The organism is Myxococcus sp. RHSTA-1-4 (assembly GCF_020037125.1).
In the GTDB taxonomy this organism is placed as follows: domain Bacteria; phylum Myxococcota; class Myxococcia; order Myxococcales; family Myxococcaceae; genus Myxococcus.
Genome location: NZ_JAIQDG010000041.1, coordinates 55,712 through 76,831, shown reverse-complemented (window position 1 = coordinate 76,831; position 21,120 = coordinate 55,712). Strand labels below are relative to the sequence as shown.

Annotated in this window: 19 protein-coding genes; 12 read left to right on the top strand and 7 right to left on the bottom strand. The window is 71.0% G+C overall.

Translation table 11 applies throughout. From position 1 onward, the window contains the following. Positions 1-121 precede the first annotated feature (121 nt). From K8638_RS38255 to K8638_RS38245, 3 genes are read left to right on the top strand one after another with little or no spacing between them, the layout of a single operon-like run. Positions 122-1,342, top strand: coding sequence for an endonuclease domain-containing protein (locus K8638_RS38255; protein WP_223759674.1), 1,221 nt, complete (start codon positions 122-124; stop codon positions 1,340-1,342). After that, a complete protein-coding gene (locus K8638_RS38250; RefSeq protein ID WP_223759673.1) occupies positions 1,329-2,330 on the top strand; it encodes a hypothetical protein in 1,002 nt (333 codons plus the stop codon). The genes K8638_RS38255 and K8638_RS38250 overlap by 14 nt, the downstream gene beginning before the upstream one ends. 21 nt (positions 2,331-2,351) lie before the next feature. Then, positions 2,352-5,804 (top strand): helicase HerA domain-containing protein, encoded by a 3,453-nt coding sequence (locus K8638_RS38245; protein WP_223759672.1) that lies wholly within the window; start codon positions 2,352-2,354, stop codon positions 5,802-5,804. A gap of 26 nt (positions 5,805-5,830) precedes the next feature. Here the strand turns inward: K8638_RS38245 and K8638_RS38240 are convergent, their stop codons facing one another. Further along, entirely contained in the window at positions 5,831-6,877 is a 1,047-nt protein-coding gene (locus K8638_RS38240; RefSeq protein WP_223759671.1) for a hypothetical protein, read from the bottom strand. 180 nt (positions 6,878-7,057) lie between these two features. Between K8638_RS38240 and K8638_RS38235 the strand changes: the two genes are divergently transcribed. The 3 genes from K8638_RS38235 to K8638_RS38225 are packed head-to-tail and all read left to right on the top strand — an operon-like array spanning position 7,058 to position 9,920. Next, complete coding sequence (locus tag K8638_RS38235; protein WP_223759670.1) at positions 7,058-8,512, top strand: anthranilate synthase component I family protein; 1,455 nt, start codon at positions 7,058-7,060, stop codon at positions 8,510-8,512. After that, positions 8,509-9,078: an aminodeoxychorismate/anthranilate synthase component II gene (locus K8638_RS38230; protein ID WP_223759669.1), complete on the top strand. Its 570-nt coding sequence runs from the start codon at positions 8,509-8,511 to the stop codon at positions 9,076-9,078. Before K8638_RS38235 ends, K8638_RS38230 begins: the two co-directional genes overlap by 4 nt. Positions 9,079-9,095: 17 nt before the next feature. Continuing rightward, complete coding sequence (locus K8638_RS38225; protein WP_223759668.1) at positions 9,096-9,920, top strand: aminotransferase class IV; 825 nt, start codon at positions 9,096-9,098, stop codon at positions 9,918-9,920. A 13-nt stretch (positions 9,921-9,933) separates the two neighbouring features. On the opposite strand, the gene K8638_RS38220 is transcribed toward K8638_RS38225, so the two are convergent. Next, positions 9,934-10,803 carry a LysR family transcriptional regulator gene (locus K8638_RS38220; RefSeq protein ID WP_223759667.1) on the bottom strand — a complete coding sequence of 290 codons (870 nt, stop codon included), beginning with the start codon at positions 10,801-10,803 and terminating at the stop codon, positions 9,934-9,936. Positions 10,804-10,883: 80 nt separating this feature from the next. Here K8638_RS38220 and K8638_RS38215 point away from each other — a divergent pair, with 80 nt between their 5' ends. Beyond that, positions 10,884-11,534, top strand: a complete 651-nt coding sequence (locus K8638_RS38215) for a hypothetical protein (protein WP_223759666.1) — start codon at positions 10,884-10,886, stop codon at positions 11,532-11,534. 97 nt (positions 11,535-11,631) lie between these two features. Here the strand turns inward: K8638_RS38215 and K8638_RS38210 are convergent, their stop codons facing one another. Then, the gene (locus K8638_RS38210; protein WP_223759665.1) at positions 11,632-12,312 is read right to left on the bottom strand and encodes a DoxX family membrane protein; all 681 of its coding nucleotides are present in this window, start codon (positions 12,310-12,312) and stop codon (positions 11,632-11,634) included. Between the two features lie 19 nt (positions 12,313-12,331). Beyond that, entirely contained in the window at positions 12,332-13,132 is an 801-nt protein-coding gene (locus tag K8638_RS38205) for a pseudouridine synthase (RefSeq protein WP_223759664.1), read from the bottom strand. Between the two features lie 192 nt (positions 13,133-13,324). Here K8638_RS38205 and K8638_RS38200 point away from each other — a divergent pair, with 192 nt between their 5' ends. The 4 genes from K8638_RS38200 to K8638_RS38185 all read left to right on the top strand — a co-directional run bounded on the left by K8638_RS38200 (position 13,325) and on the right by K8638_RS38185 (position 16,849). After that, a complete protein-coding gene (locus K8638_RS38200) occupies positions 13,325-13,765 on the top strand; it encodes a hypothetical protein (RefSeq protein WP_223759663.1) in 441 nt (146 codons plus the stop codon). A gap of 62 nt (positions 13,766-13,827) precedes the next feature. Then, positions 13,828-14,250 carry a phage holin family protein gene (locus tag K8638_RS38195; protein ID WP_223759662.1) on the top strand — a complete coding sequence of 141 codons (423 nt, stop codon included), beginning with the start codon at positions 13,828-13,830 and terminating at the stop codon, positions 14,248-14,250. Beyond that, positions 14,196-15,497: a hypothetical protein gene (locus K8638_RS38190; RefSeq protein ID WP_223759661.1), complete on the top strand. Its 1,302-nt coding sequence runs from the start codon at positions 14,196-14,198 to the stop codon at positions 15,495-15,497. The genes K8638_RS38195 and K8638_RS38190 overlap by 55 nt, the downstream gene beginning before the upstream one ends. A gap of 92 nt (positions 15,498-15,589) precedes the next feature. Beyond that, positions 15,590-16,849, top strand: coding sequence for a threonine/serine exporter ThrE family protein (locus K8638_RS38185; protein ID WP_225937928.1), 1,260 nt, complete (start codon positions 15,590-15,592; stop codon positions 16,847-16,849). A gap of 13 nt (positions 16,850-16,862) precedes the next feature. Here K8638_RS38185 and K8638_RS38180 read toward each other — a convergent pair whose 3' ends face one another. Next, entirely contained in the window at positions 16,863-17,279 is a 417-nt protein-coding gene (locus K8638_RS38180) for a DoxX family protein (protein WP_223759659.1), read from the bottom strand. A gap of 120 nt (positions 17,280-17,399) precedes the next feature. Between K8638_RS38180 and K8638_RS38175 the strand changes: the two genes are divergently transcribed. Next, the gene (locus K8638_RS38175) at positions 17,400-18,590 is read left to right on the top strand and encodes an AI-2E family transporter (RefSeq protein ID WP_223759658.1); all 1,191 of its coding nucleotides are present in this window, start codon (positions 17,400-17,402) and stop codon (positions 18,588-18,590) included. A gap of 73 nt (positions 18,591-18,663) precedes the next feature. On the opposite strand, the gene K8638_RS38170 is transcribed toward K8638_RS38175, so the two are convergent. Both K8638_RS38170 and K8638_RS38165 read right to left on the bottom strand, forming a co-directional pair. Continuing rightward, on the bottom strand, positions 18,664-20,289 hold the full coding sequence (locus tag K8638_RS38170) for a lamin tail domain-containing protein (RefSeq protein ID WP_223759657.1): 1,626 nt from the start codon (positions 20,287-20,289) through the stop codon (positions 18,664-18,666). 257 nt (positions 20,290-20,546) lie between these two features. Further along, positions 20,547-21,017 (bottom strand): YqaA family protein, encoded by a 471-nt coding sequence (locus K8638_RS38165; RefSeq protein ID WP_223759656.1) that lies wholly within the window; start codon positions 21,015-21,017, stop codon positions 20,547-20,549. Positions 21,018-21,120: the final 103 nt, after the last annotated feature.

Genomic DNA, 21,120 nt, shown 5'->3' with positions numbered 1-21,120 from the left:
CCCCACGGTGGTAGGCCGCGTAACGCCTCATCACCTCCCTGACTTGCCATGAGGCCAGCAAGAGGCGCAGGCTTCCTCCCCAGCCTGACGGGTCACCACCACGCGCCCTGGGGGTAATGGATTGCTGTCTCAGGTGGACACCGCGCTGCTCGACGCATTGGACCGCCATGTCAGGCGGCGCGCGGAAGGCATTCCCACGCTGAGCACCGTCGTGGGCCCTCCTGAGCGGGCGCTCGCCCTGTTGACGGAGTGGGTTCACCGCCATGGCCTGAGCGTCGTGGTCGCGGAAGGTGACGACCCGCGAGCCATGGTCGCCGCCTGGGCCACGGCGCTCGCGCGGGAGCAGGACCTGACCTCCCATGCGGAGGCCTTCGTCGTCCTCTCCCAGCCCACGGACGGGAAGCGGGGGCTGCTCTTCCGGGGCAAGACTGTCCACGAGCGCCGCGTGCTCCTGGACGGACTGACACCTCCACGGTCCGAGTCCACCACCTGGGAGCTGTGCCGCCACATCCTGGAGTCCCCACCCCTGTCTTCGCCGGGAGACCTTCCCGCTCCGGTGAACGCGTCCATCCAGCAGGACCCGTTCGCGGCGCTCCAGGCGCTGCTGGCGCTCGTGCCCTTCGGGAGCACCCCCGTCCTGCGCGTCCGAGGAGGCCCCTCCGACTTCCGCGCGCTGCGCACCGCCGCGTCCCTCTGTGCCTCGGCCCCCGCGCTCACCACCGTCTGCGTGCTCACACCGGAGTCACTCGCCGAGCACCAGCGGCGAGGGGAATCCCGCGTCCTCGCCATGCTGCGGGACGGACAGCTCGACCTGCCGGAAGCATCGCCAGCAGCTCCCGCCGCGGCTTCGGCGAGCGCGGTGGCCCCCACGCTCGCCCGGCTCCAGCAGGAGGGACTCCCGGAGCCCCTGCTCGCCCGCTATGCCGAAGCGGCACGCTCCATCACCGCCGCGCGCCGCGAGGTCGAGGACCGCGCGCGCAGCACACAGGAGCGCTTTCTCTTCGACCTGCTACAGCACCTCCCGTCGACCCGGGGGCTGTTCACCCTCAATGCTTACCTCGACGTGGGCAACGGACACCGTCCACTGGAAGTGGACCTGCTGTGTCCAGAACTGCGGCTCGCGGTGGAACTCGACGGGTACTTCCACTTCCGGGAGGACGCGCGATACCGCCTGGACCGGCGCAAGGACCTCGCACTCCAGCGCGCGGGCTACTGGGTGGTCCGCTTCCTCTCCGACGATGTCGTTTCGCGACTGGAAGAAATCCTCGAAACCCTCGAAACGCTGATTGCAGCCCGGAGGCAGGAGCTCTCCGGGCGGGAGACATCCCATGGAAACCGCTGATACCCGCCTGACGGGGCTTGCCCTCTCCTGGCTCGTCACCCGCCTCAAGCGGCCCGGCACGCGCAAGGAACTGGAGGACGCGCTGCACCCCTTCGTGGAGCACCGCCTCAGCCGCGCCGAGTGGCAGGCGCGCTTCGCCACGCTACTGGAGGCGCTCCTCCGCGACGGGCTGGTGACGGAAAGCGGGCGCAGCCGCGTGGAGCTGACGGCGGAGGGCCGCACCCGGGTGCTTGGCTTCCTCCATCTGGACGCGCTGCCACGCGCGCTCACCTGGAAGAAGCTGAAGGCTACCTACTTGCTCGCGCGCGGCCTGGACCTGCCGCCCACGAAGCCGGTGCTGGCCCGGTTGTCGAGCGCCGACGGCGTGCGCGCCGCCATCCTGAAACGCCAGCATCCCGTGGCCGGCACGGACGCCCTCTCCCTGGCGCAGATGCGGGACCGGCTGCTGTGGCGTCAACTCGGGGTGGAGACGGACCGGCCCTTCACGCTGGGCGCGGTGCAGGCCCACCTGCTCGGGCAGCTCCTGGAGGCGGAGACGAAGGACCCACGCAAGGCCGTGGAGCAGCTCGTGGCACGCGAGGCCGGGGCCACACGGGTGGACGCCGAGGCCGTGCGGCTGGCCCTGCTGCGCCGGTGGGCCATGCCCGAGCCGGCAGCCACGCCCACGCCCACGGAGGCCCCCGCGCCGGCGCCAGAGCCCGAAGCCCAGGACTCCGTGGCCAGCTTCGCCGGGCGCGTGCTGGCCGTGGCACGGGCCCTGCCCACGGGCCGCTTCGGGCAGAACAAGGTCTTCATCTCCCACGTGTGGAAGGCCCTTCAGCCGGAGTGGGGCAGCCGCGAGGCCTTCGACGCGGCGCTGCTGGAGGCCAACCGCACGCGCCACCTGTCGCTGACCCGGGCGGACCTCGTGTCGGCCATGGACCCCCGGGACGTGGCCGAGTCCGAGGTGCGCTCGTACGGCGCCAGCTTCCACTTCGTCGTCGTCTGACCCGCCTTCCCTGGAGCGCCCGTGTCCACAGACCCTCGACTCGAGGCCTTCCTCACCGAAGGCCGTGAGGTCTTCAGCAGCGTCCAGCAGGGCCAGCACCTCTGGCAGGCGGACCCGTTTGACGTGGAGACCCTCAACGCGCCGGCCCGCCGCGCCTTCAAGCGCGTGCTGGAGCGGGCCGCGTCCGACCCGCCGCCAGAAGACGGAAGGCTGCTCCTCCTGCTCGGAGAGTCCGGCAGCGGCAAGACGCATCTGGTTCGGGCCTTCCGCAACCTCGCGCACAGCCGGCGTCTGGGCTTCGTCGGCTACATGCCGATGACGGTCGATGCGACCAGCTATGACCGCTACATCCTGTCCAACCTCATCGACTCGCTGGACCGTCCCTATGACGCCACCACGGGAGATGACACCGGGTTGATGCGGCTGTCGGACGCGCTGATGGGCCAATGCCGGAGCGCCTTCGCGCCGCTCATCCCGGACGAGAAGGTGCTGGAGGAGGACGAGCTGCACGGCACCATCCGCGCGGTGGCGGATGAGTTGCTGGAGGACTCGCGCTTCCAGCATGTGGAGGTGGACCTGCTGCGCGCGCTCATCTACCTGCAGCGCAGGGACCCGCGCATCAACCGCCGCATCTTCCACTGGCTGCGCTGCGAGGAGCTGTCCGCCGCGGACCGGGAGGTCATCGGGCAGCTCATCCCCCGCACGGCGGATGACGGACCGGCGCGGATGGTGGAGCACCTGGGCCGGCTGATGGGCGCGCTGGGACAGGCGCTGGTGCTGTGCGTGGACCAGGTGGAGGACTTCAACGACTTCGAGGAGCGGCCACGGATGGAGAGCTCCTTCCGGCGGGCGATGAACAGCCTCACGGCGCTCGCCGCCCGGGTGCCCAGGGCCGTGGTCGTCGTCTGCTGTCTCTCCGATTACTGGGTGAAGATGCGGCCCCACCTTCCCCGTCCGCAGTTGGACCGCATCGAGAACGACCCGGAGCCGGTGGAGCTCGACCCCACGGTGACGCCCGGCACGGCCCGGGACATGGCGGCGCGAAGGCTCCGCGCGCTGTACGAGTCGAAAGGCGTGGCCATCGACCCGGCCAACCCGACCTGGCCCATCCCGGCCGTGGGCTTCGAAGCGCTCGGAGGACAACGGGCCCGCGACGTGCTGAACGAGTGCCGGCGCTACCGCGAGCGCGCGCTCCAGGAGCAGCACTTGCCGGACACATTCCCCCTGCCCCGGCCGGGAGAGAAGAAGCCCCCCGTCGCGGGCGGCATGCAGCCCCCGAGGGTGGACCTGGATCAGGCGTGGACCGACTTCAAGGCCACGTACCGGCCGAAGCTGCCGGAAGACGCCTCTGACATCGCCATGTTGCTGGCATGGGCCATCCAGGTGGGCAGTGACGAGCTGGGCGGCACACCGCATTTCGTCGTCAAGCCCAACGAGGAAGAAGCCGAGCTGGACGTCAGCGTGCAGCCGGAAGGCAGCAAGCTCTTCATCGCGCTCTGCGAGCGGAGTCCACGCGGCGGCGGACTCGGCAGGCAGATGGCCGAAGCGCTCAAGGCGGCCGCCGGCAAGACGCCGGTCCTCGTGCGGACCTCTGACTTCCCCTCCACGACCGGCACCCTGGTCGCGGACCAGCTTGGCTTGCTGATACGGAAAGGCGGGCGGCGGGTGGTCCTGGGTGATGGCGAGCTGCGGGAGCTGGTGACGCTCCGTGCGTTCCGCGAGCAGCACGCGGGACAGTCGGCGCTCATCGAGTGGAGCCGGACCGCCCGCCCCGTCACCCGGCTGAAATCCGTGGGAGACATCCTCGGGATGGAGCGCATGGGCGCCTCGCCGCCACCGTCCGGTCCATCGAGGCCTCCGTCAGAGCCCATGCCTGCTCCTGGTGGAGCGGCCGCGACGCCGCGCCAGGCGAAGCTCTTCGAGGACACGAAGACCGTTCCCTCCGGCACTCCCCTCCGCGCGCGGGCGGCCACGCCGCGGGAGGCCGCGGCCACCGGGGTCGCGCGCTCCGCCGGGAGCCCCCCGGACGCGCTCTCGATGGGGCTCACCATCGCCGGAGACATGCTGACCTCTCCGCCCCGCGCGGCGACGCCTCCGGAGGGCACGCCCGTCCCCGCCGGCCTCCAGACACGCCGGTCCACCGTCACGCCCGCGCCCCAGCCTCCGGCTCCGCGAGAGACGCTCACCGGGCCGCTGAGACTTGGCACCTCCGAGGGCCTCCTGCCCAAAGAGGTCCTGATGGAGCCGGTCGAACTGACGCGGCATAGCGCCTTCCTGGGAGGTACGGGCAGCGGCAAGACGACGCTGGCCCTCAACGTCCTCGAACAACTGCTGCTGCGGGGAACCCCCGCCATCCTCATCGACCGGAAGGGGGACCTGGCCACCTACGCACGCGAGCACTCGTGGCAGGAGCGGCTGGAGGAGCCTTCACTCCTGGAACGGCGGAGGCTGCTGCGCGAGCGCGTCGACGTGGCGCTCTACACGCCGGGCCGCTCAGACGGGAGGCCTCTGGCCATGCCTGTCATCCCCCGGGGACTGGAGCTGCTCCCCTCCGAGGACCGTGAGCAGGGCATACAACAGGCCGCGGACGCCATCGCGGGGATGCTCGACTACAAGAACAGTGCGCGAGACAGAGCGACTCGGATGCTGCTCACCCAGGCGCTCCGGCTGCTGGTGCAGCATCCTCCCGGGGGAGAGCTCTCGCTGGACATGGTGCATCACCTCGTGGATTCCCGAGAGCCCACGCTGGTGCAGGAAGCGAGCGGTCTGGACCCGCGCGCCTTCCCCAAGCTCGCGCAGGACCTGGCCTGGCTCCGGATGAACCTACGCCCCTTCCTGTCAACTGGCGGTGAGCGGCTGGACATGGAGGAGCTGCTCGGGCGCGGCGCCGCGGGCACTCCGGGGCGAACCCGCCTGAGCATCATCAGCACCAAGTTCCTGGGGGACAACTCGCGCATCCTCTTCTGGGTCTCCCAGCTCCTCCTGGAGGCGAACCGCTGGACCAGCCAGCACCCCGCCTCGCAGCTCCAGGCGGTGCTCCTCTTCGATGAAGCGGACCTCTACCTGCCGGCGCTGAGCCAGCCCGCCACCAAGCAGCCCATGGAGAACCTGCTCAAGCGGGCCCGCTCGGCGGGCCTGGGCGTGATGCTCGCGACCCAGAGCCCGGGTGACCTGGACTACAAGTGCAGGGAGAACGTGCGCACCTGGTTCGTGGGAGCGGTGACCCAGGAGACCGCGCTCCGGAAACTCCGGCCCATGTTCACCGAAGCCCGCGTCGACGCCGACGCGAAGCTTCCCGGCCAGAAGCAGGGCCAGTTCCACGTCCTCCGCGACGGCCAGGTTCAGCAGCTCAAGGCCAGCCGCTCCGTCATGCGCACCGAGCAGCTCCCCGAGGATGAAATCCTCAAGCTCGCGCGTCAGACGCGGGAGAACAGCCAGGCCACCGGCCTCTCCAGCGTGGGCGGAGCGCGCTGAAGTCCATGACGGCCGGAGCGTCCGGGCTACTTGCTCACCGAGAAGAACACGTAGAACGCCGCGTACAGCACGAGCAGGAGCCCCCAGATGCCCAGCAGCTTGAAGAGCCTCTGCTTCGCGGCGCGCTCCTGGACATTCCCCGTATCCGTGTTGCCGGAGGCCAGGGGGGCGGTGCGCCCCTCGTCCGCGGACGGAGCTGATTGGGTGGCGCCTTCGATGAAGTCCTCCGCCTTCAGGTGGAGCGGGGCGCAGTGGGGAGCGGCCTGTCGTAGGAAGTCGCGCAGTTGGCTCGCGCGGGCGGTGTCGCCGGAGCGCTCCAGGGCGACGGCCAATCCCAGGCTCGCGAGCAACTGGAGCGCGGGGAACCGGGCATCGGCGGCGCTCTCCTCCAGCCACTTCAAGTTCTTCGGAGAGCCGAGGTCCAGGAGGGCCTCGCCCATCGCGACACAGGTGTTGAAGTAGCGCTCCGTCTGGGCGGCGCCCGGCACCATGGCGCTCACGGACGCCTGGGCCCGTGCGAGGCGGGTCAACTCGAGGAAGCGCCGGGCATCGCGGCGGCACAGCAGCACCCTCAGCGCCTCGGAGCTCGAGCCGATGGCCTGGATGAGCGGAGCCCTGGACTTCCAGTCGATGCTCGCGAGCGCGGTGGAGGCCCCGTGGTCATCTCCGTAGAGAGCGCAGGCCAGGACTCGCTCGTGGGCGCCCAACGCATCCCCGTCTGGCATGGCTTTCATCGTGGCCGCGGCCTGCTCCGCCAACCGCAGGAGCGGCTCCGGCGTGGGAGACGCGAGCGCCTTCCGGTAGCTCCCCCGGAAGCCGTTCTGCCGGACGCGCGCCATGACGAGTCCTACGGCCACGAGCAGGATGGACAGGCCCACTCCGGCACCGATGACGGCCAGGGGAGAGTTCACATTCTGCTGGAGCCAGTCCAGCGCCCCCACCTTGTAGGCGGCTACGAATACGACGACCAGGAATAGCCAGACGCCAACAGTCACCCCACCAGGATTCGCCCCCCTGCCAAGCGCCCGCACCACGTTGTTGATGAGATACCAGTGATTCTCGCGCTTGCTCATCCAGACCTCTGTTGGGGCCGTGCCTCTTTCCCGGGCAATGTAGCCAACCTCTCCGGAAGAGCACTGGGACAAACGAGCGCTTACGCCTCTTGGACAGCCAGTCGCGCCAGAACCGGGGACCCGGCTCCGGCGCGAATCGAGCGTGCGAGAATCGTGGACTTTGATTTAGGAAGCCCCGGCATGGACTCCCCGCCCCTCACCCCACCACCCCTCGACCGGGCGCACTTCGACGCGCTCGTGGCCCGGGGCTACAACCAGGTGCCCGTGGTGCGGCGGCTGCCACTCGGGGCACTCCGTCCAACGGACCTGCTGCGCGCCCTGCCCTCCGGGCACCGCTTCCTGCTGGAGAGCACGCGTGTCAGCCCCGAGGGGCGCTACTCCCTCCTCGGCTCGCGCCCCTTCCTCCACTTCTCGGCGAAGGCGGGACAGTGCTTCGTCGATGGAGAGCCCCAGCCGGGTGAGCCCCTGGACGTGCTGCGCGGCCTGCTGCGGCGCTGGCGAGGCCTCCGCCTGCCGGGAATGCCCCTCTTCTGCGGTGGCGCGGTGGGCTTCTTCGGTTACGAGGCCAGCCACTATTTCGAGTCCCTGCCCCGCCACCCTCGCGACGACCTGAAGCTGCCAGACATCTCCCTGTCCTTCGTGGACACCTTCCTCGCCGTGGACCACCAGGAAGGCCAGGTGCTGCTGGTCGCCACCGGCTCGAACTGGGAGGACTGCCTGGGCCGTCTGGAGTCGCTGGAGGCCTTCGTGCGCCGGGCCGTCCCCACGCCGCCGCTCCCCCCTCCGTCCCTGCCAGCGCCGACGGTGACGTACCGCTCCAACTTCACACAGGAGGCCTACCTGTCCGCGGTGGAGCGCGTGCGCGAGTACATCCGCGCGGGAGACACCTATCAGGTCAATCTCTCGCAGCGGCTGGAGGTGGACTTCCCGGGCGAGCCGCTCGCGCTCTACGAGACGCTGTCGGCCACCAACCCCGTCCACTTCGCCAGCTACCTGGAGGGCGACGGCTTCCACGTCGTGAGCGCCTCGCCCGAGCGGCTGGTGCGGGTGGAGGACGGCCGGGCCATCACGCGGCCCATCGCCGGCACGCGCCGCCGCGGCACGCCGGAGGAGGAAGCGCGCTTCGTCCAGGAGCTGCGCACCAGCGAGAAGGAGCGCGCCGAGCACGCCATGCTGGTGGACCTGGAGCGCAACGACCTGGGCCGGGTGTGCGCCTACGGCACGGTGGAGGTGGCGAAGCTGATGGAAATCGTCGAGTACGCCCACGTCCTCCACATCGAGTCGGAGGTGACGGGACGGCTCGCGCCGGGCGTGGAGCCACTGGACGTGGTGGGCGCGCTGTTCCCCGGGGGCACGATTACCGGCGTGCCCAAGATTCGCACCATGCAGATCATCACCGAGTTGGAGCCGCACGCGCGCGGCCTCTACACGGGCTCGCTGGGCTACCTGTCCTTCACGGGGGACCTGGACCTGAACATCGTCATCCGCACCCTGGTGGTGAAGGACGGCCGTGCCTACGCACAGGTGGGCGGAGGCATCGTCCACGACTCGCAGCCGCGCCAGGAGTACAAGGAGACGCTCAACAAGGCCCGCTCGCAGCTCCTCGCGCTGTCGGCATGCGGGAGCGCGGGATGATTCTCCTCATCGACAACTTCGACTCCTTCACCTTCAACCTCGTGCAGGCGCTCGGCGTGCTGGGCGCGGAGCTGAAGGTGGTGCGCAACGACGCCATCACCGTGCAGCGGATTGAAGCGCTCCGGCCGGGCCACATCGTCATCTCTCCCGGTCCCTGCACACCGGCCGAGGCGGGCGTCTCCATGGACGTCATCCGCGCCTTCGGAGGCCGGGTGCCGTTGCTCGGCGTGTGCCTGGGGCACCAGTGCCTGGGACAGGTCTTCGGCGCGAAGGTGGTGCGCGCGCCGGTGCCGGTCCACGGGAAGACGGCGGAGGTGGAGCACACCGGGCAGGGTGTCTTCCGGGGCCTGGACGCGCCGTTCACCGCGGCGCGCTACCACTCGCTGGTGGTGGACCGGGAGAACCTCCCCGAGTGCCTGGAGGTGACGGCCTGGCACGACGGGCTCATCATGGGCATGCGGCACCGCGAGCTGCCGCGCCTGGAGGGCGTGCAGTTCCACCCCGAGTCCTTCCTCACGCCGCAGGGGCCGCGGCTGCTCGCCAACTTCCTGGAGCCGGAGCGCTGAGCGCGCGGGAGTCCTGCATGTTCTCCACGGTGGCGGTGAACGGAGAGGTGCGGCGCTGGGAGGACCTGCGCCTGCACGACTTCGCACAGGGCTTCTTCTTCGGCGCGGGCTTCTTCACCACGTTCCGCATCGATAACGGAGCCCCGCTGTTCCTCGCCCGGCACCTGGCCCGGCTCCAGGCGAGCCTCGCCGCTTTTCCCAAGGCCGTCCGCGCGCCCTCACCCGAGCACCTCCCCGTCGCGTCCGTGCGAGCCACCCTCCGGCGCTGCCTGGAGGCGGACGCCGGGCTCGGGCCGGACTTCACGGGCGTGGGCAAGCTGTCCGCGAGCGATGGCCGGCTGCTGCTCACCTTCCGCCCGGCCGCGGTGGACGCGGAGCGCCTGCGGCAGGAAGGCCGTGCGCTCGACGCGGTGGAGCCAGGGGTCTACCGGAGCGGAGAGCCCACGCTGAACCACAAGGGCCTCTCCTACTTCCGCCAGTACGCCCTCATGGAGCGTCTGCCCCTGCTGGGTAACGAGGCCGGCGAGGTCTGCGAATTGCCCACCGCCAACCTCTTCTTCCAGCTGGACGGCGCGCTCGTCACGCCGCCGCTGACAGCCCCGTGTCTGCCGGGCATCGTCCGCGCGGTGCTCCTGGAGGCGGGGCGCGTGGGCGGACTGCCCGTGGTGGAGCGCCCCGTGCCCCTGGCGCGCCTCGCGGACGTGAGCGCCTGCTTCTTCACCAACTCCGCCGTGCTGGCCACGGGCGTGCCGCGCCTGCTTGGACGCGAGCTGCCCGGAAGCCTGCCGCTCGCGGAGCAGGTCCGGGCACTCGTCGAAGCCGTGGCGCGACGAGAGGGATGAGCGCGAGGCGCCACTACCGCCCGAGCGACTCCCTCAGGAAGTCCTTGAGCACCTGCACTCGCGTGGGCACCGGTCTTCCGGGCCGTGACACGAGGAAGAGGGGCGCATCCCTGAAAGCGACGCCGGGCAGGACGCGCACCAGCGAGCCCAGGGCCTCGTCCTGCGCGGCGAGGAAGGTGGGCAACAGCGCCACGCCCCCTCCCGCCCGGGCCACCTCCGACAGGAATCCAAAGTCGGAGCACTCCACCGATGCGGCCGGTGGCGGCCTTCCACGTCCTCCCCCGAAGGGCCCCTGTCCACGCGGCGGCGTGGGCCAGAGACATTCATGGTGCGCGAGGTCCGGGAGCGCGGAGGGAACGCCCCGGCGCTCCAGGTACCGGGGTGACGCGAAGAAGCCCGCCTCCAGGTCCATCAGCTTGCGCGCGACGAAGGAGCCGGCGCCGGGCCGGCCCACGCGGAGCGCGAGGTCCACGCCCTTCTCGAGCAGGTCCACCACCTCGTACGTCAACACCGCGCGCACGCGCACCGCGGGATGACGGACCCGGAATCGGGCCAGCACGGGCGCCAGCAACGCGCGCCCCACATCCGGTGGCGCGGTGAGTGTCACCTCCCCCGTGGGAAGCGAGGACCTGCCGGGCGCGCCCTCCACGGCGGCCCGCAGTCCGGAGAGCAGCGGTGCCACCTGCCGCAGCAGCGCCTCACCCTCCGCGGTCAGCCGCACCGAGCGCGTGGTGCGCGCGAACAGCGTGGCGCCGAGCGTCTCCTCCAGGGCCCGCAGCGCCCGGCTCACTCGTGACTTGTCGAGCCCCAGCCGCCCGGCCGCCTTCGTGAAGCTCTGAGACTCCGCGACGGCCTGGAAAACGGTGAGTTGGTTCAGGTCCATTGTTGTATCGGCACAACAGTGAGTTGCCGCTCCGGTGGATTGTTGCGCGGCCTGCATCCAGCGCAAGTTGTCTCACGAGCATGCCGCTCCTTCATTCCTCCGACGAGACGACGATGACGCTCCGGATTCCAATGGCGCTGATGGTGTTCCTCACGCTGGCTGGCTGTGGTTCCTCGCGCAGTGGCGTGATTCCCCCGCAGGCAGGGCCCGGCCCGGAGCCCGTGCTCACACTGGTATGGGCAGGCCGGGGGGAGGCGGAGCGGATGGAGGGCGGCACCTGGAAACGCGTCCCCGAGTTCGACTACGAGTTCACCGTGGAGCAGCGCCGGTACGCCACCCACTGGGAATCGGTGAAGAGCCTGCGCCGCCGCCACCCCGGCTACGACGGAAGCGCGGGGCCTCGGGAGCAGACGATGTTCTTCCGGCTCGACTACACCGCGCCCGACCCGAAGGGCCGCGTCTCCAGCACCATCCGCTCGTCCCTCGGCGATGGCACCGGCCATACGGACCCGGAATTCCGCCAGGCCGTCATGGAGATGCACCCCGACCTCAGCCGCTTCGCACCCTTCGACCGCTACCGCATCTCCCAGGTGTATGCGTATGAGCGGGGCGTGCTGGAGGAGACCGTCGAGCTGCTCAAGGGCGAGACGCCCTGGGTGCGCAACCTCGAGCAGGCCACCCTCTACGCCCCGCACCGATTCGACAGCGCCCCCACCTCGGCGGCGCGGTAGGCCGGCGGGGCGGCCTGGGACACGCTGCGCCCGTGGCTCGACACGCCGGTGGACTTCGAGCGCGCCCGCGCCGCGCTTCGCTCCGGCCTCGTGACGCTCAGGCGGCTGGCTCCATCGCCCTGCCCTCCCCTGCCTGGGCCACCGGCATCGCCCGGTAGTGCAGTCCCCCGGCGAGCCCGAACACGCCGCCTCCCACCCCGAGCGTCACCGCGATTCGCGGGAAGTCGGCCCAGCCGAGGTTCGACAACCGCAGTGTCACGACGAGCGCCGCCATGCCCACGCCCCCGGCCGCGAAGAGCGCGCTCCAGAGGAGGAGTCCCCGCGCCGTTCCCTGGCCTCCCACCTCCCGGCGCGGAAGGAGGGCCTTCCACCGGTCATAGTCCCACGCCACCAGGTACAGCGCCGCCAGCAGCATCAGCAGGGTGATGAACTTCGTGCCCGCGAAGTCGATGGACCAGGTAATCGCGACGATGTTGGTGATGACCGTCAGGAACAGCATCGCCCCCAGGTGCGCCGTGCGCGGCACGAGCAGCAGCAGTCCCGCCAGCACCTGCGCCACGCCAGCCAGCCAGTAGAAGGCGTGCGCCCGGTAGAAGGCCTCGAAGAAGAAGCCCACCGGGTGCTCCAGGGGAAGCTGCGTGAAGCGGTTGCCGAGCACCTTGGTCATCCCCGGAGGAATGAACCCCACCGCGAGCAGGATGCGGGTGAAGGCGGTGAAGCGGCAGAGCCACGGGCTGCGGCGGACGGCGGCGTGAAGTCGGTCGAGAGCGGCGGACATGGGACCCGAAGGTTATTGTCTATTTCAGCCCGAACCCCAGCCCCTCCCTCACCTCCTCCGCCCGAAGCATCCGCCACGCCCCCTCGGGCACATCCAGCACCACCCCACCCACCGCCTCACGGTGCAGCGCGAGCACCGGGTGCCCCACCGCCGCCAGCATCCGCTTCACCTGGTGGTGCCGCCCTTCCGTGAGCGTCAATTCCACCACGTCCGGCGCCCGTGACAGCGCCCCCGCGGGCCGAGTCGGCCCGTCCTCCAGCACCAGCCCCTCGCGCAGCCGCTGGAGCGCGGCCTCCGGCGGCCGCCCCGACACCCGCGCCACGTACCGCTTCGCCACGTGTGTCTCCGGCGACGTCCCGTGCCGCACCAGCCGCTCGTCATTCGTGAAGAGCAGCAGCCCGGTGGTGTCCCTGTCCAGCCGCCCCACCGCGAGCCACTCGTAGCCCCGCATCTCCTCGGGCAGCACCGCGCGCAGGCGCTCGAAGACGGTGCCCACGCCTTCCGGGTCCGAGCCATGCACCACCGGGCCGGCGGGCTTGTGGAACATCAGCGCCAGCACGGACGTGGCCAGCTCGCGCACCCGCCCATCCACCCGCACCTCCATCCCGGGCCGCACGGGAGCGAAGGGCTCGCGCTCCACGCGCCCGTCCACCTCCACCCGCCCCTCGCGGATGGCCACCTCGGCCTCGGCGCGGGGAAGCACGCCTGCCCGCCCCAGCGCCCTCGCCAGCCAGTCCGAGCGCCCATCCTCGGGCACGTCCCCGGGCCCGCGGCGCCGTGCCGCCTCCAGCCACTTCGGGGTCCGCTGTCTGCGCGCCATCCACTCGCCTCCTGAGCTCGGTCATTCCCACCAGCAGCCACCGCCTACCCTCCCGCCCGCCCTCCCGTCGAGGCTGCCATTCCGTCGAGCATCCAACGCCGCGTGCCTACCTTCAGGAACAACGGGGCGCGGGCACAAAGGCGCCGGGCAGCCCCCTCTCGACAGGTCATCACTCGCACTGGAGGAGACTGCATGGGCAGCGTACTGGAAGGGTCCAATGTACAGGGCAGCAGCTTCACGCAACGGCCGGAGGGAGCCTCGCGCATCCCCGGCGATGAGCACTCCGCGGGCGGAATCGCCCAGGCTGGCAAGGAGCAGGTGAAGCATCTCGGCGGCGTCGCGAAGGGCCGCGTGTACCAGCGGGTGGACAGCCGCAAGGGTGAGCTGGTCAAGGGCATCCAGGGGCTCGTGTCGACGCTGGAGAATGCCTCCAACAACGAAGAGGCCGCCATGGTGCGTCCGCTCATCACCAGTGCCGTGGGCCTGCTGCGCAGGACGTCGGACCGGCTGGAGAACGGCACCACCGAGGAGCTCATCGCGGACGTCCAGGACCAGGTCCGCCAGCGTCCGGCGCTGTTCGTCGCGGGCTGCGCGGCCATCGGCTTCGCGCTCGGCCGGTTCATCAAGGTCTGACGGGGGACACGCGGATGGAACCAACGACTCCACACCATGACGGTCCGTCGGACACCCGGCGCGTGAGTCCCGATGCATTCGGGGGACGCGGCTTCGGCGAGCTGTTCTCCGAGTTCATGGAGCAGGGCCGTCGCCTGCTGCGCGCCGAAATCACCCTGGCGCGCGCGGAGCTGCGCTCGGAAGCGAAGAAGGCGTCGGCCGGCGCGGGGCTGCTGGCGGGCGGAGGCGTGGTGCTGCTGCTGGGAGCGCTGACCTTCGTCGGCTTCCTCGTGGCCGCGCTGGCCATGGCGCTGCCGGTGTGGGCCTCGGCCCTCATCGTGGCCGTGGTGCTGCTGGCGGTGGGTGCCGCCGTCGCCTGGGTTGGGCTCGGGCGGCTGAAGCGCCTCCATGGACCTCAACGGACAATCCAAACCCTGAAGGAGGACGGGCAATGGGCGAGCAGGACCGCGCACTCCATGAAATCGCAGATGCACGGGCACGCCTGAGCGAGCTGGCGGATGAGCTGGCCCGCAAGGCGGAGCCGGACCGCTTGAAGGCGATGGCCCAGGAAAAGGCCGGGGAACTGAAGGTGCGTGCCAAGGAGTTCGCCACGGAGAAGGCGGGCGAGCTGAAGCAGCACGCGAAGGATGCCGCCGTGGGAAAGGCCACGGAACTCAAGACACACGCCAAGGAGACCGTGATGCAGAGGACGACGGAGCTGAAGGAACGTGCCGACACCCCCAAGGGGTGGAGCCTGCTGGGCGCCCTCATCGGCGCCGGCGTGGGGTCGGCCCTGATGCGCAAGGCCTTCACGGTGCGCGAGGAACGATGGAGCGAGGGGGAGCGGTACGCCCCGCGCTACGGCCGCTACCGTGAGGACCGCTGGCGCGAGGAGGACGACCGCTGGCGCTACGAAGGGCTGCGCTCCGAGAGCCCCGGCATGCGCTACTCCGAGGAGGACCGCTACGAGTCCGCCGCGCGCGGCGACATCGGCCAGGGCGCGGGCACCCGCTACGGCGGCGTGTCCGGCTACGGCGACGTGTCCTCCCGCGGCATCGGCACCAGCCCCGTGGAGAGTGAAGGCGGGATGAAGGAGCGCGCCGGCGAGGCCATGTCCAGCGTGAAGGAACACGCGTCCGACGTGGCCCACACCGTGAAGGACCGCGCCATGGACATGAAGGAGCGCGCGTCCGGCAAGGCCTCCGAAGTGCGTGAGCGCGCCGTGGGCGCGGTGGGCCACCTGCGTGAGCGGGCGTCGCACATGCGCGAGCGCATCCCCTCGCGCGACGTGATGCGCAACCGGACCTCGGACTGGTTCACCCGCACGGTGGACGAGCAGCCCATCCTGCTGGCGCTCGGCGGCATCGCCCTGGGCATGCTCGCCTCCACGCTCATCCCGGTGTCGAACAAGGAGCGCCGCTTCATGGAGCCGGCCAAGCGCCGCGCCGAGGAGGGCATCTCCCAGCTCGGTGACCAGCTCAACCAGAAGCTCCAGGGCCATGAGGAGCGCGCGTACGGCTACGAGGGCCGCCAGGACACCTCGGACCTCGGCACGTCCGCCTCCACTGACACAGGCTTCGGGGCGAGCAGCATCAGCACCCCGTCGAGCCCGTCCGGCCTCGGCGCCGCGGGCACCTCCGGCGTGAGCGTGGCGGGCACGGAGGACGACGCGGACGCGCTGGCCTCGTCGCCCTCCAGCTCGTCGCGCATCCCCCCGCTGCCTCCCCTGGATGACGTGACGAAGGTGCACTGAGCCACGGAAACACGAGCAGTCGTCGGGGGAGCAACGGTCCGTCACCGGGCTGTTGCTCCCCTTCCGTTTGACTTGGGCCCGCGGCCTCTGCCATGTGCGCCGCCGTGGCCGTCCCTCCCGAGCTGCTCGCGTCCCTGAATCATCCTCCGCCGCCGGGCCCCGCCGTGGCCTTCACGCTCCGGCTGGCCGAGGCGCTGCACCGCTACGGCACGCCCGCGCACCGCCTGGAAGGGCTGATGCAGCGTGTGTCCGAGCGGCTGGGGCTGGAGGGCCGCTTCTTCTCCACGCCCACCTCCCTCTTCGCCTCCTTCGGGCCACCGGAGGCGCTGCGCACCAGCCTCATCCGCGTGGAACCCGGGGACATGGACCTGGAGCGGCTGACGCTGCTGGACGTGCTGGCGGACGACGTCATCCAGGGCCGGCTCACACCCGCCGAGGGCGCCCGGAAGGTGGAGGACATCCTCGCCCGGCCGGCTCGTTATGGCCCCGCGCTCCAGCTCCTGTGCTGGACGCTCGCGGGCGGCGCCGCGGCGCGGCTGTTCGGCGGCGGCCTGCGGGAAATGGCGGTCGCGGCGCTGAGCAGCCTGCTCATCGGCACGCTGGGCGAGCTGACCCAGCGGCAGCCCACCACCGCCCGTGTGCTGGAGCCGGTGGCCGCCATCCTCTCCTCCGCCCTCGCCGCGCTGGCCGCCAGCTTCATGGGCCCGCTGTCCGTGCAGGTGGCCACGCTGGCCGGCCTCATCGTCCTGTTGCCGGGGCTGTCGCTGACGGTGGCCCTCAACGAGCTGGCCACGCGCCACCTCATCTCCGGTACCTCGCGGCTCACCGCGGCGGCGCTGGTGTTCCTGCAGCTCGGCTTCGGCGTCGCGCTGGGGAGCCGGGTGTCGACGCTGCTGCCTCCACCGCCGCTGACGCCGCTGCCTCCCGTGCTGCCCGGCTGGACACAGCCGGTGTCGCTGGCCGTGGCCACCTTCGCGGTGGGGGTGCTCTTCCGCGCCCGCCCTCGCGACTGGGGCTGGATGGCCGGGGCGTGCACCTTCGCCTTCGCGGGCGCGCGGCTGGGGGCGCTGCTGCTGGGAGCGCAGCTGGGCGCCTTCGTGGGGGCGCTGCTGCTGGGCATCGCCAGCAACGCGCTGGCGCGGCTGCGCAACCGGCCCTCCGTCATCACCGTGGTGCCCGGCCTCATGCTGCTGGTGCCCGGCAGCGTCGGCTTCCGCAGCCTGTCCTCGCTGCTGGAGCGGGACGTGGTGGCCGGGGTGGACACGGCCTTCTCCATGTTGATGGTGGCCGTGGCGCTGGTGGCGGGACTGCTGTCCGCCAACGCCCTCGTGCCCAGCCGCAAGGTGCTCTGAAGGCCGCGAGGCCTCAGCGCAGGCGGGTGACGTACACCGCCACCAGGGACAGCAGGAAGTAGGGCACGAGCGCGCCGGCGCCCGCGTACTCCTTCGCCATGCGCTGGCCGAAGAAGAGGGCCACCAGCGACACCGCCGACAGGAGCGCGCCCCAGAAGGCCAGCGTCGCGCCGCCGGTGACGACCAGGGCCACCAGCCCCGCCCCGCTGAGGGCGCCGGCCGCCACTTCCATCACCGTGAGGGTGGCCAGCATCAGCGGCACCACGCCCCGCAGCGGACTCTTGGCGAAGTGGCCGGTGAGCCAGCCCAGGTTGCCCTTCCAGTCGAAGACCTTGTCCAGGCCGGACTGGAGGAAGAGGATGGCGAGGAAGGCGGCGCAGAGCGCCTGGAGCAGCCAGAAGGTGAAGTCGGTGGATTCGAAGGACGGCATGGCGCGCCCACTCTAGCCGCCCTCCGGCCGGGCCCAAGTCTTCTCGCCCGTGGAACAGGCGGGCAGGCGTCGGCCAGCGCTCTCCTGCCTTCCCCCCCGGGCGTCCCTACCTTCACGCCCATGGCATCCGAGCTCACCGCTCGCCGGATATTCACCGGCCTCATCCTGCTGTCCATCTTCCTGCTGGCCCTGGTCATCCGCCCGTTCGCCGAGGCGTTCTTCTTCGCGGCCGTGCTGGCGGCGGCCTTCCACGGCCTGCACAAGCGGCTGACCCGGAGGCTGCGCGGCCGCGCCAACGTGTCCGCGGGCATCCTCACCACGGGAGTCGTTCTCGCCCTGCTGCTCCCGCTGGGCGGCCTCACCGCCTTCGTCGTCACCGAGGTGACGGAAGGGGCCCAGTTCGTCACCCGCACGGTGCAGCAGGAGGGGGTGAGCGGGCTGGTGGAGCGGCTTCCCGGGCCGGTGCGCAAGACGGCGGAGGGCTTGATGAAGCGGCTCCCCATGGCGGAGCAGAACCTGAACCGGACCCTCCAGGAGCAGGTCACGACGCAGGGCGGCACCGCGGCCAAGGCGGTAACGGGAGCGGTGGCGGCCACCGGCTCCCTCGCCTTCCAGACCATCATGATGCTCATCGCCCTCTTCTTCTTCTTCACGGACGGGAAGCGGCTGGTGGACTGGATTGAGAGCGTGTCGCCGCTGAGGCGCGGGCAGACGCGGGAAATCATGCGCGAGTTCCGCAGCGTGTCCGGCGCGGTGCTCCTCTCCTCCGTGGCCACCGCGGGCGTGCAGGCGGCGGCGGCGCTCATCGGCTACGTCATCGCCCGGGTGCCCGCGCCGCTGTTCTTCGCCGGGCTGACCTTCTTCCTGGCGCTCATCCCCGCCGTGGGCGCGGCCATCGTCGTGCTGGCGGCGGCGGCGCTGATGTTCTTCAGCGGCCACCCCTGGGCGGCGCTCTTCCTCGCCATCTGGGGCACGGTGGTGGTGGGGCTCGTGGACAATGTGGTGAAGCCGCTGCTGGCCAAGCGCGGCATGCACCAGCACGGCGCCATCGTCTTCTTCGCCCTGCTCGGCGGCCTCGCCGCGTTCGGCACGGTGGGCCTGCTGCTGGGCCCGCTCATCGTCGCCTTCTTCCTGGCCCTGGTGCGCATCTGGGAGCGCGACTACGGGCGCTCCACGCCGCGCGCGGGAGACCCGGCGACACCGGGACCGGGCGGCGGCACCACCGACGGCGGCCGGAAGCTCCCCACGGCGCGCTCGGAGGCGACGGGCGAGCGGGTGCCGCTGACGCCCACGCCCATGGACTCGCACTGAGCCCCGAAACGACCACGGCCCCGCCTTCCGGCACGCACCGGAAGCGGGGCCGCGGAAACCTCGAGTCCCTGGCCTAGAACGCCGCGCCGCTGGCCTGCAGGCCGGGCGAGGACGACAGGCTGGACAGGCCCGTGTGCAGCACGAAGGTGGCGCCCGCCGTGGCGTCCGGGCTCCGGTTGGCGGACACGCCGTCCGTCCCCGTCAGGCCCGAGCCCAGCGTCGCGGTGTCCACCGCCGTGGCGGAGCTGTTCTTCAGCGTCACCGTGTCACCGCTGTTGGACAGGCCCAGCGAGCCCGTGGACGCGGCCACCGCGCCGGGCGTGCCCGCGGGGATGGCCGAGGCCCCGCCGAACACCACCAGCACCCCGCCCGCCGCCAGCGTGGTGCCGCTCGGGAAGGTGTGCCGCACCGACGCCGCGTCCGACACCGTCCAGCCGCTCAGGTCCACCGCCGCGCCGCCCACGTTCACCAGCTCCACGAACTCGCCGTTGACGTCCGAGCCCGGCTCGTTGACGAGCACCTCGTTGATGATGACGTTGCCCGTGCCGCCGGGGGTGGAGGTGGTGATGGTGAAGGCCGCGTCGCTGGTGTCGGTGACGGTGGCGTCGGCCGCGTCAGTCACGCGCACCCGCGCGGAGGACGTGGCGCTGGAGGGCACCGTCCACGCGAAGCTCCCCGCCGAGGCCGCGGTGCTGGAGGTGAGGGTGCTCCAGGTGCTGCCGTCCAGGGTGTACTCCACCTTCACGTTCGTCACGCCCGAGGACGTCCAGGTGATGTTCCGCGCGCTGCCGCCCGCCCAGCTCTCACCCCCGTTGGGGGCCGTCACGGTGACGCTGCCGGACACCGAGTCCCCGGGGATGAGGAAGTCCTTGATGACCGCCATGTGCTGCATGCCGGACGCGCCGCTGTCGCCATAGAGCGCGGGCGAAATCTCGGAGAGCGGCGAGTGCACGCGGGTGTCCACCACCAGCCCGTTCGCGTACGAGCTGGAGCCGATGACGACCGCCGTCTGGTACTGGCGCAAGTCGCTGTCCACCAGCACGTGGTCATAGGGCTTGCCGCGGGCGGCGTTGGTGTTGCCGTTGCCGTTGCGGTCCGCCGGGTACGGGCTGCTCGTCGTCACCACCTGGGAGAAGGTGGAGAAGCACGACTCGGAGCGGCTGTCGGTGTTGAAGTCCCCGCCGATGGCCAGGTAGTCCCCCGCCGGGATGTTGGCCTTGATGCGGCTCACCAGGCTGCTGGCCTCCGAGTTGCGCGTGCCGCTGCTGGACGTCAGCAGGTGCACGCTCACCACCCACAAGTCCTTGGGGCCCGGCACGTCGATGCGCGCCCAGGCGAAGTCGCGGTTGGAGACGTACGGGTCGTCCCACTCACCCGAGGCGATGATGGGCCAGCGGCTGATGACGCCGTTCGGAATCTGCGCCCCACCCTCGATGGAGTAGTGGAACTCCGGGCCGAACGCCGTGTCGACGAAGGCGCGCAGGTCCGTCGCGGAGTTCGTCTTGTAGTTGAACTCCTGGATCATCACCACGTCCGGGTCCGTGCCCTGGAAGATGCGGATTCCGTGACCCGGGTCATAGTCCTGGCCCGTGCCGCTGGTGGTGTTGGCCGCCATCAGCCGGATGCGGACGTTGCTCAGCGAGTCCTCCTGGACTCCCACGGCAGCGGCCTCGTCGGCGGACTCCACCGAGGGCTCCATGCCACCGCAAGCGGCGAGCAACAGGGAAAGCGCGGCGGCTGCGTACCGCCAGGGAGATTGCGTGGGCCTGGTTCGAGTGTTGTGGGTTCGCACGATGTACGGTCCTTCTCCCTGCCGGGAGCTGTTGAGAGGGGTCGGTGAAGACACCTGGGCAGTGGCCGTGGCGCGCGAGCGCACACGAACCACCCATCCGATTTATCGGGGCAGCCTGCGCCAGCGTTGCGTGAAACCTGAGTGAAAAAATATGGCCGCGAGGATTACAGGGCCGCGGCCGTGGACAGCGCGACGAAGAGGTAGCGCAGACCCTTGCCCAGTGTGACGAAGAGGACGAACGGCAGCGGCCGGACGCCGAGCATGCCCCCGGCGATGACGAAGGCATCGCCCACCACGGGCAGCCATGACATCAGCAGCGCGGGCGCGCCCCACGTCCGCACGCGCGCCTCGACACGCTCCATGCGCGGCCCCTCCTTCGCGCGCCGGCGCGTGTACCACCGCCCCAGCGGGCCGCCTCCGCCTCGTGCCACCCACCGGCCCAGCACATAGAGAGACAGGGCCCCCAGCACGTTGCCGGTGGTGGCCACCCCGATGGCCAGCGCCGGGGCCGTGCCACCATAGATGAGCGCGGCCAGCACCGCCTCCGAGGGCACCGGCACCACCGAGCCGGCCATCGCCGCGACGAGAAAGAGGCCCGGCAGGCCCCAGGCGGAGAGTGTGGATGGGTCCGGCATGGAGGGACGAAGAAGGGCGGTGAGCTTGCCACGCGCCAGGAGGGGCCGGGGTGATTTCACACCGGGCGCCCGGCACCCACCTTCCTCTCGGAGGCGAAGGGGC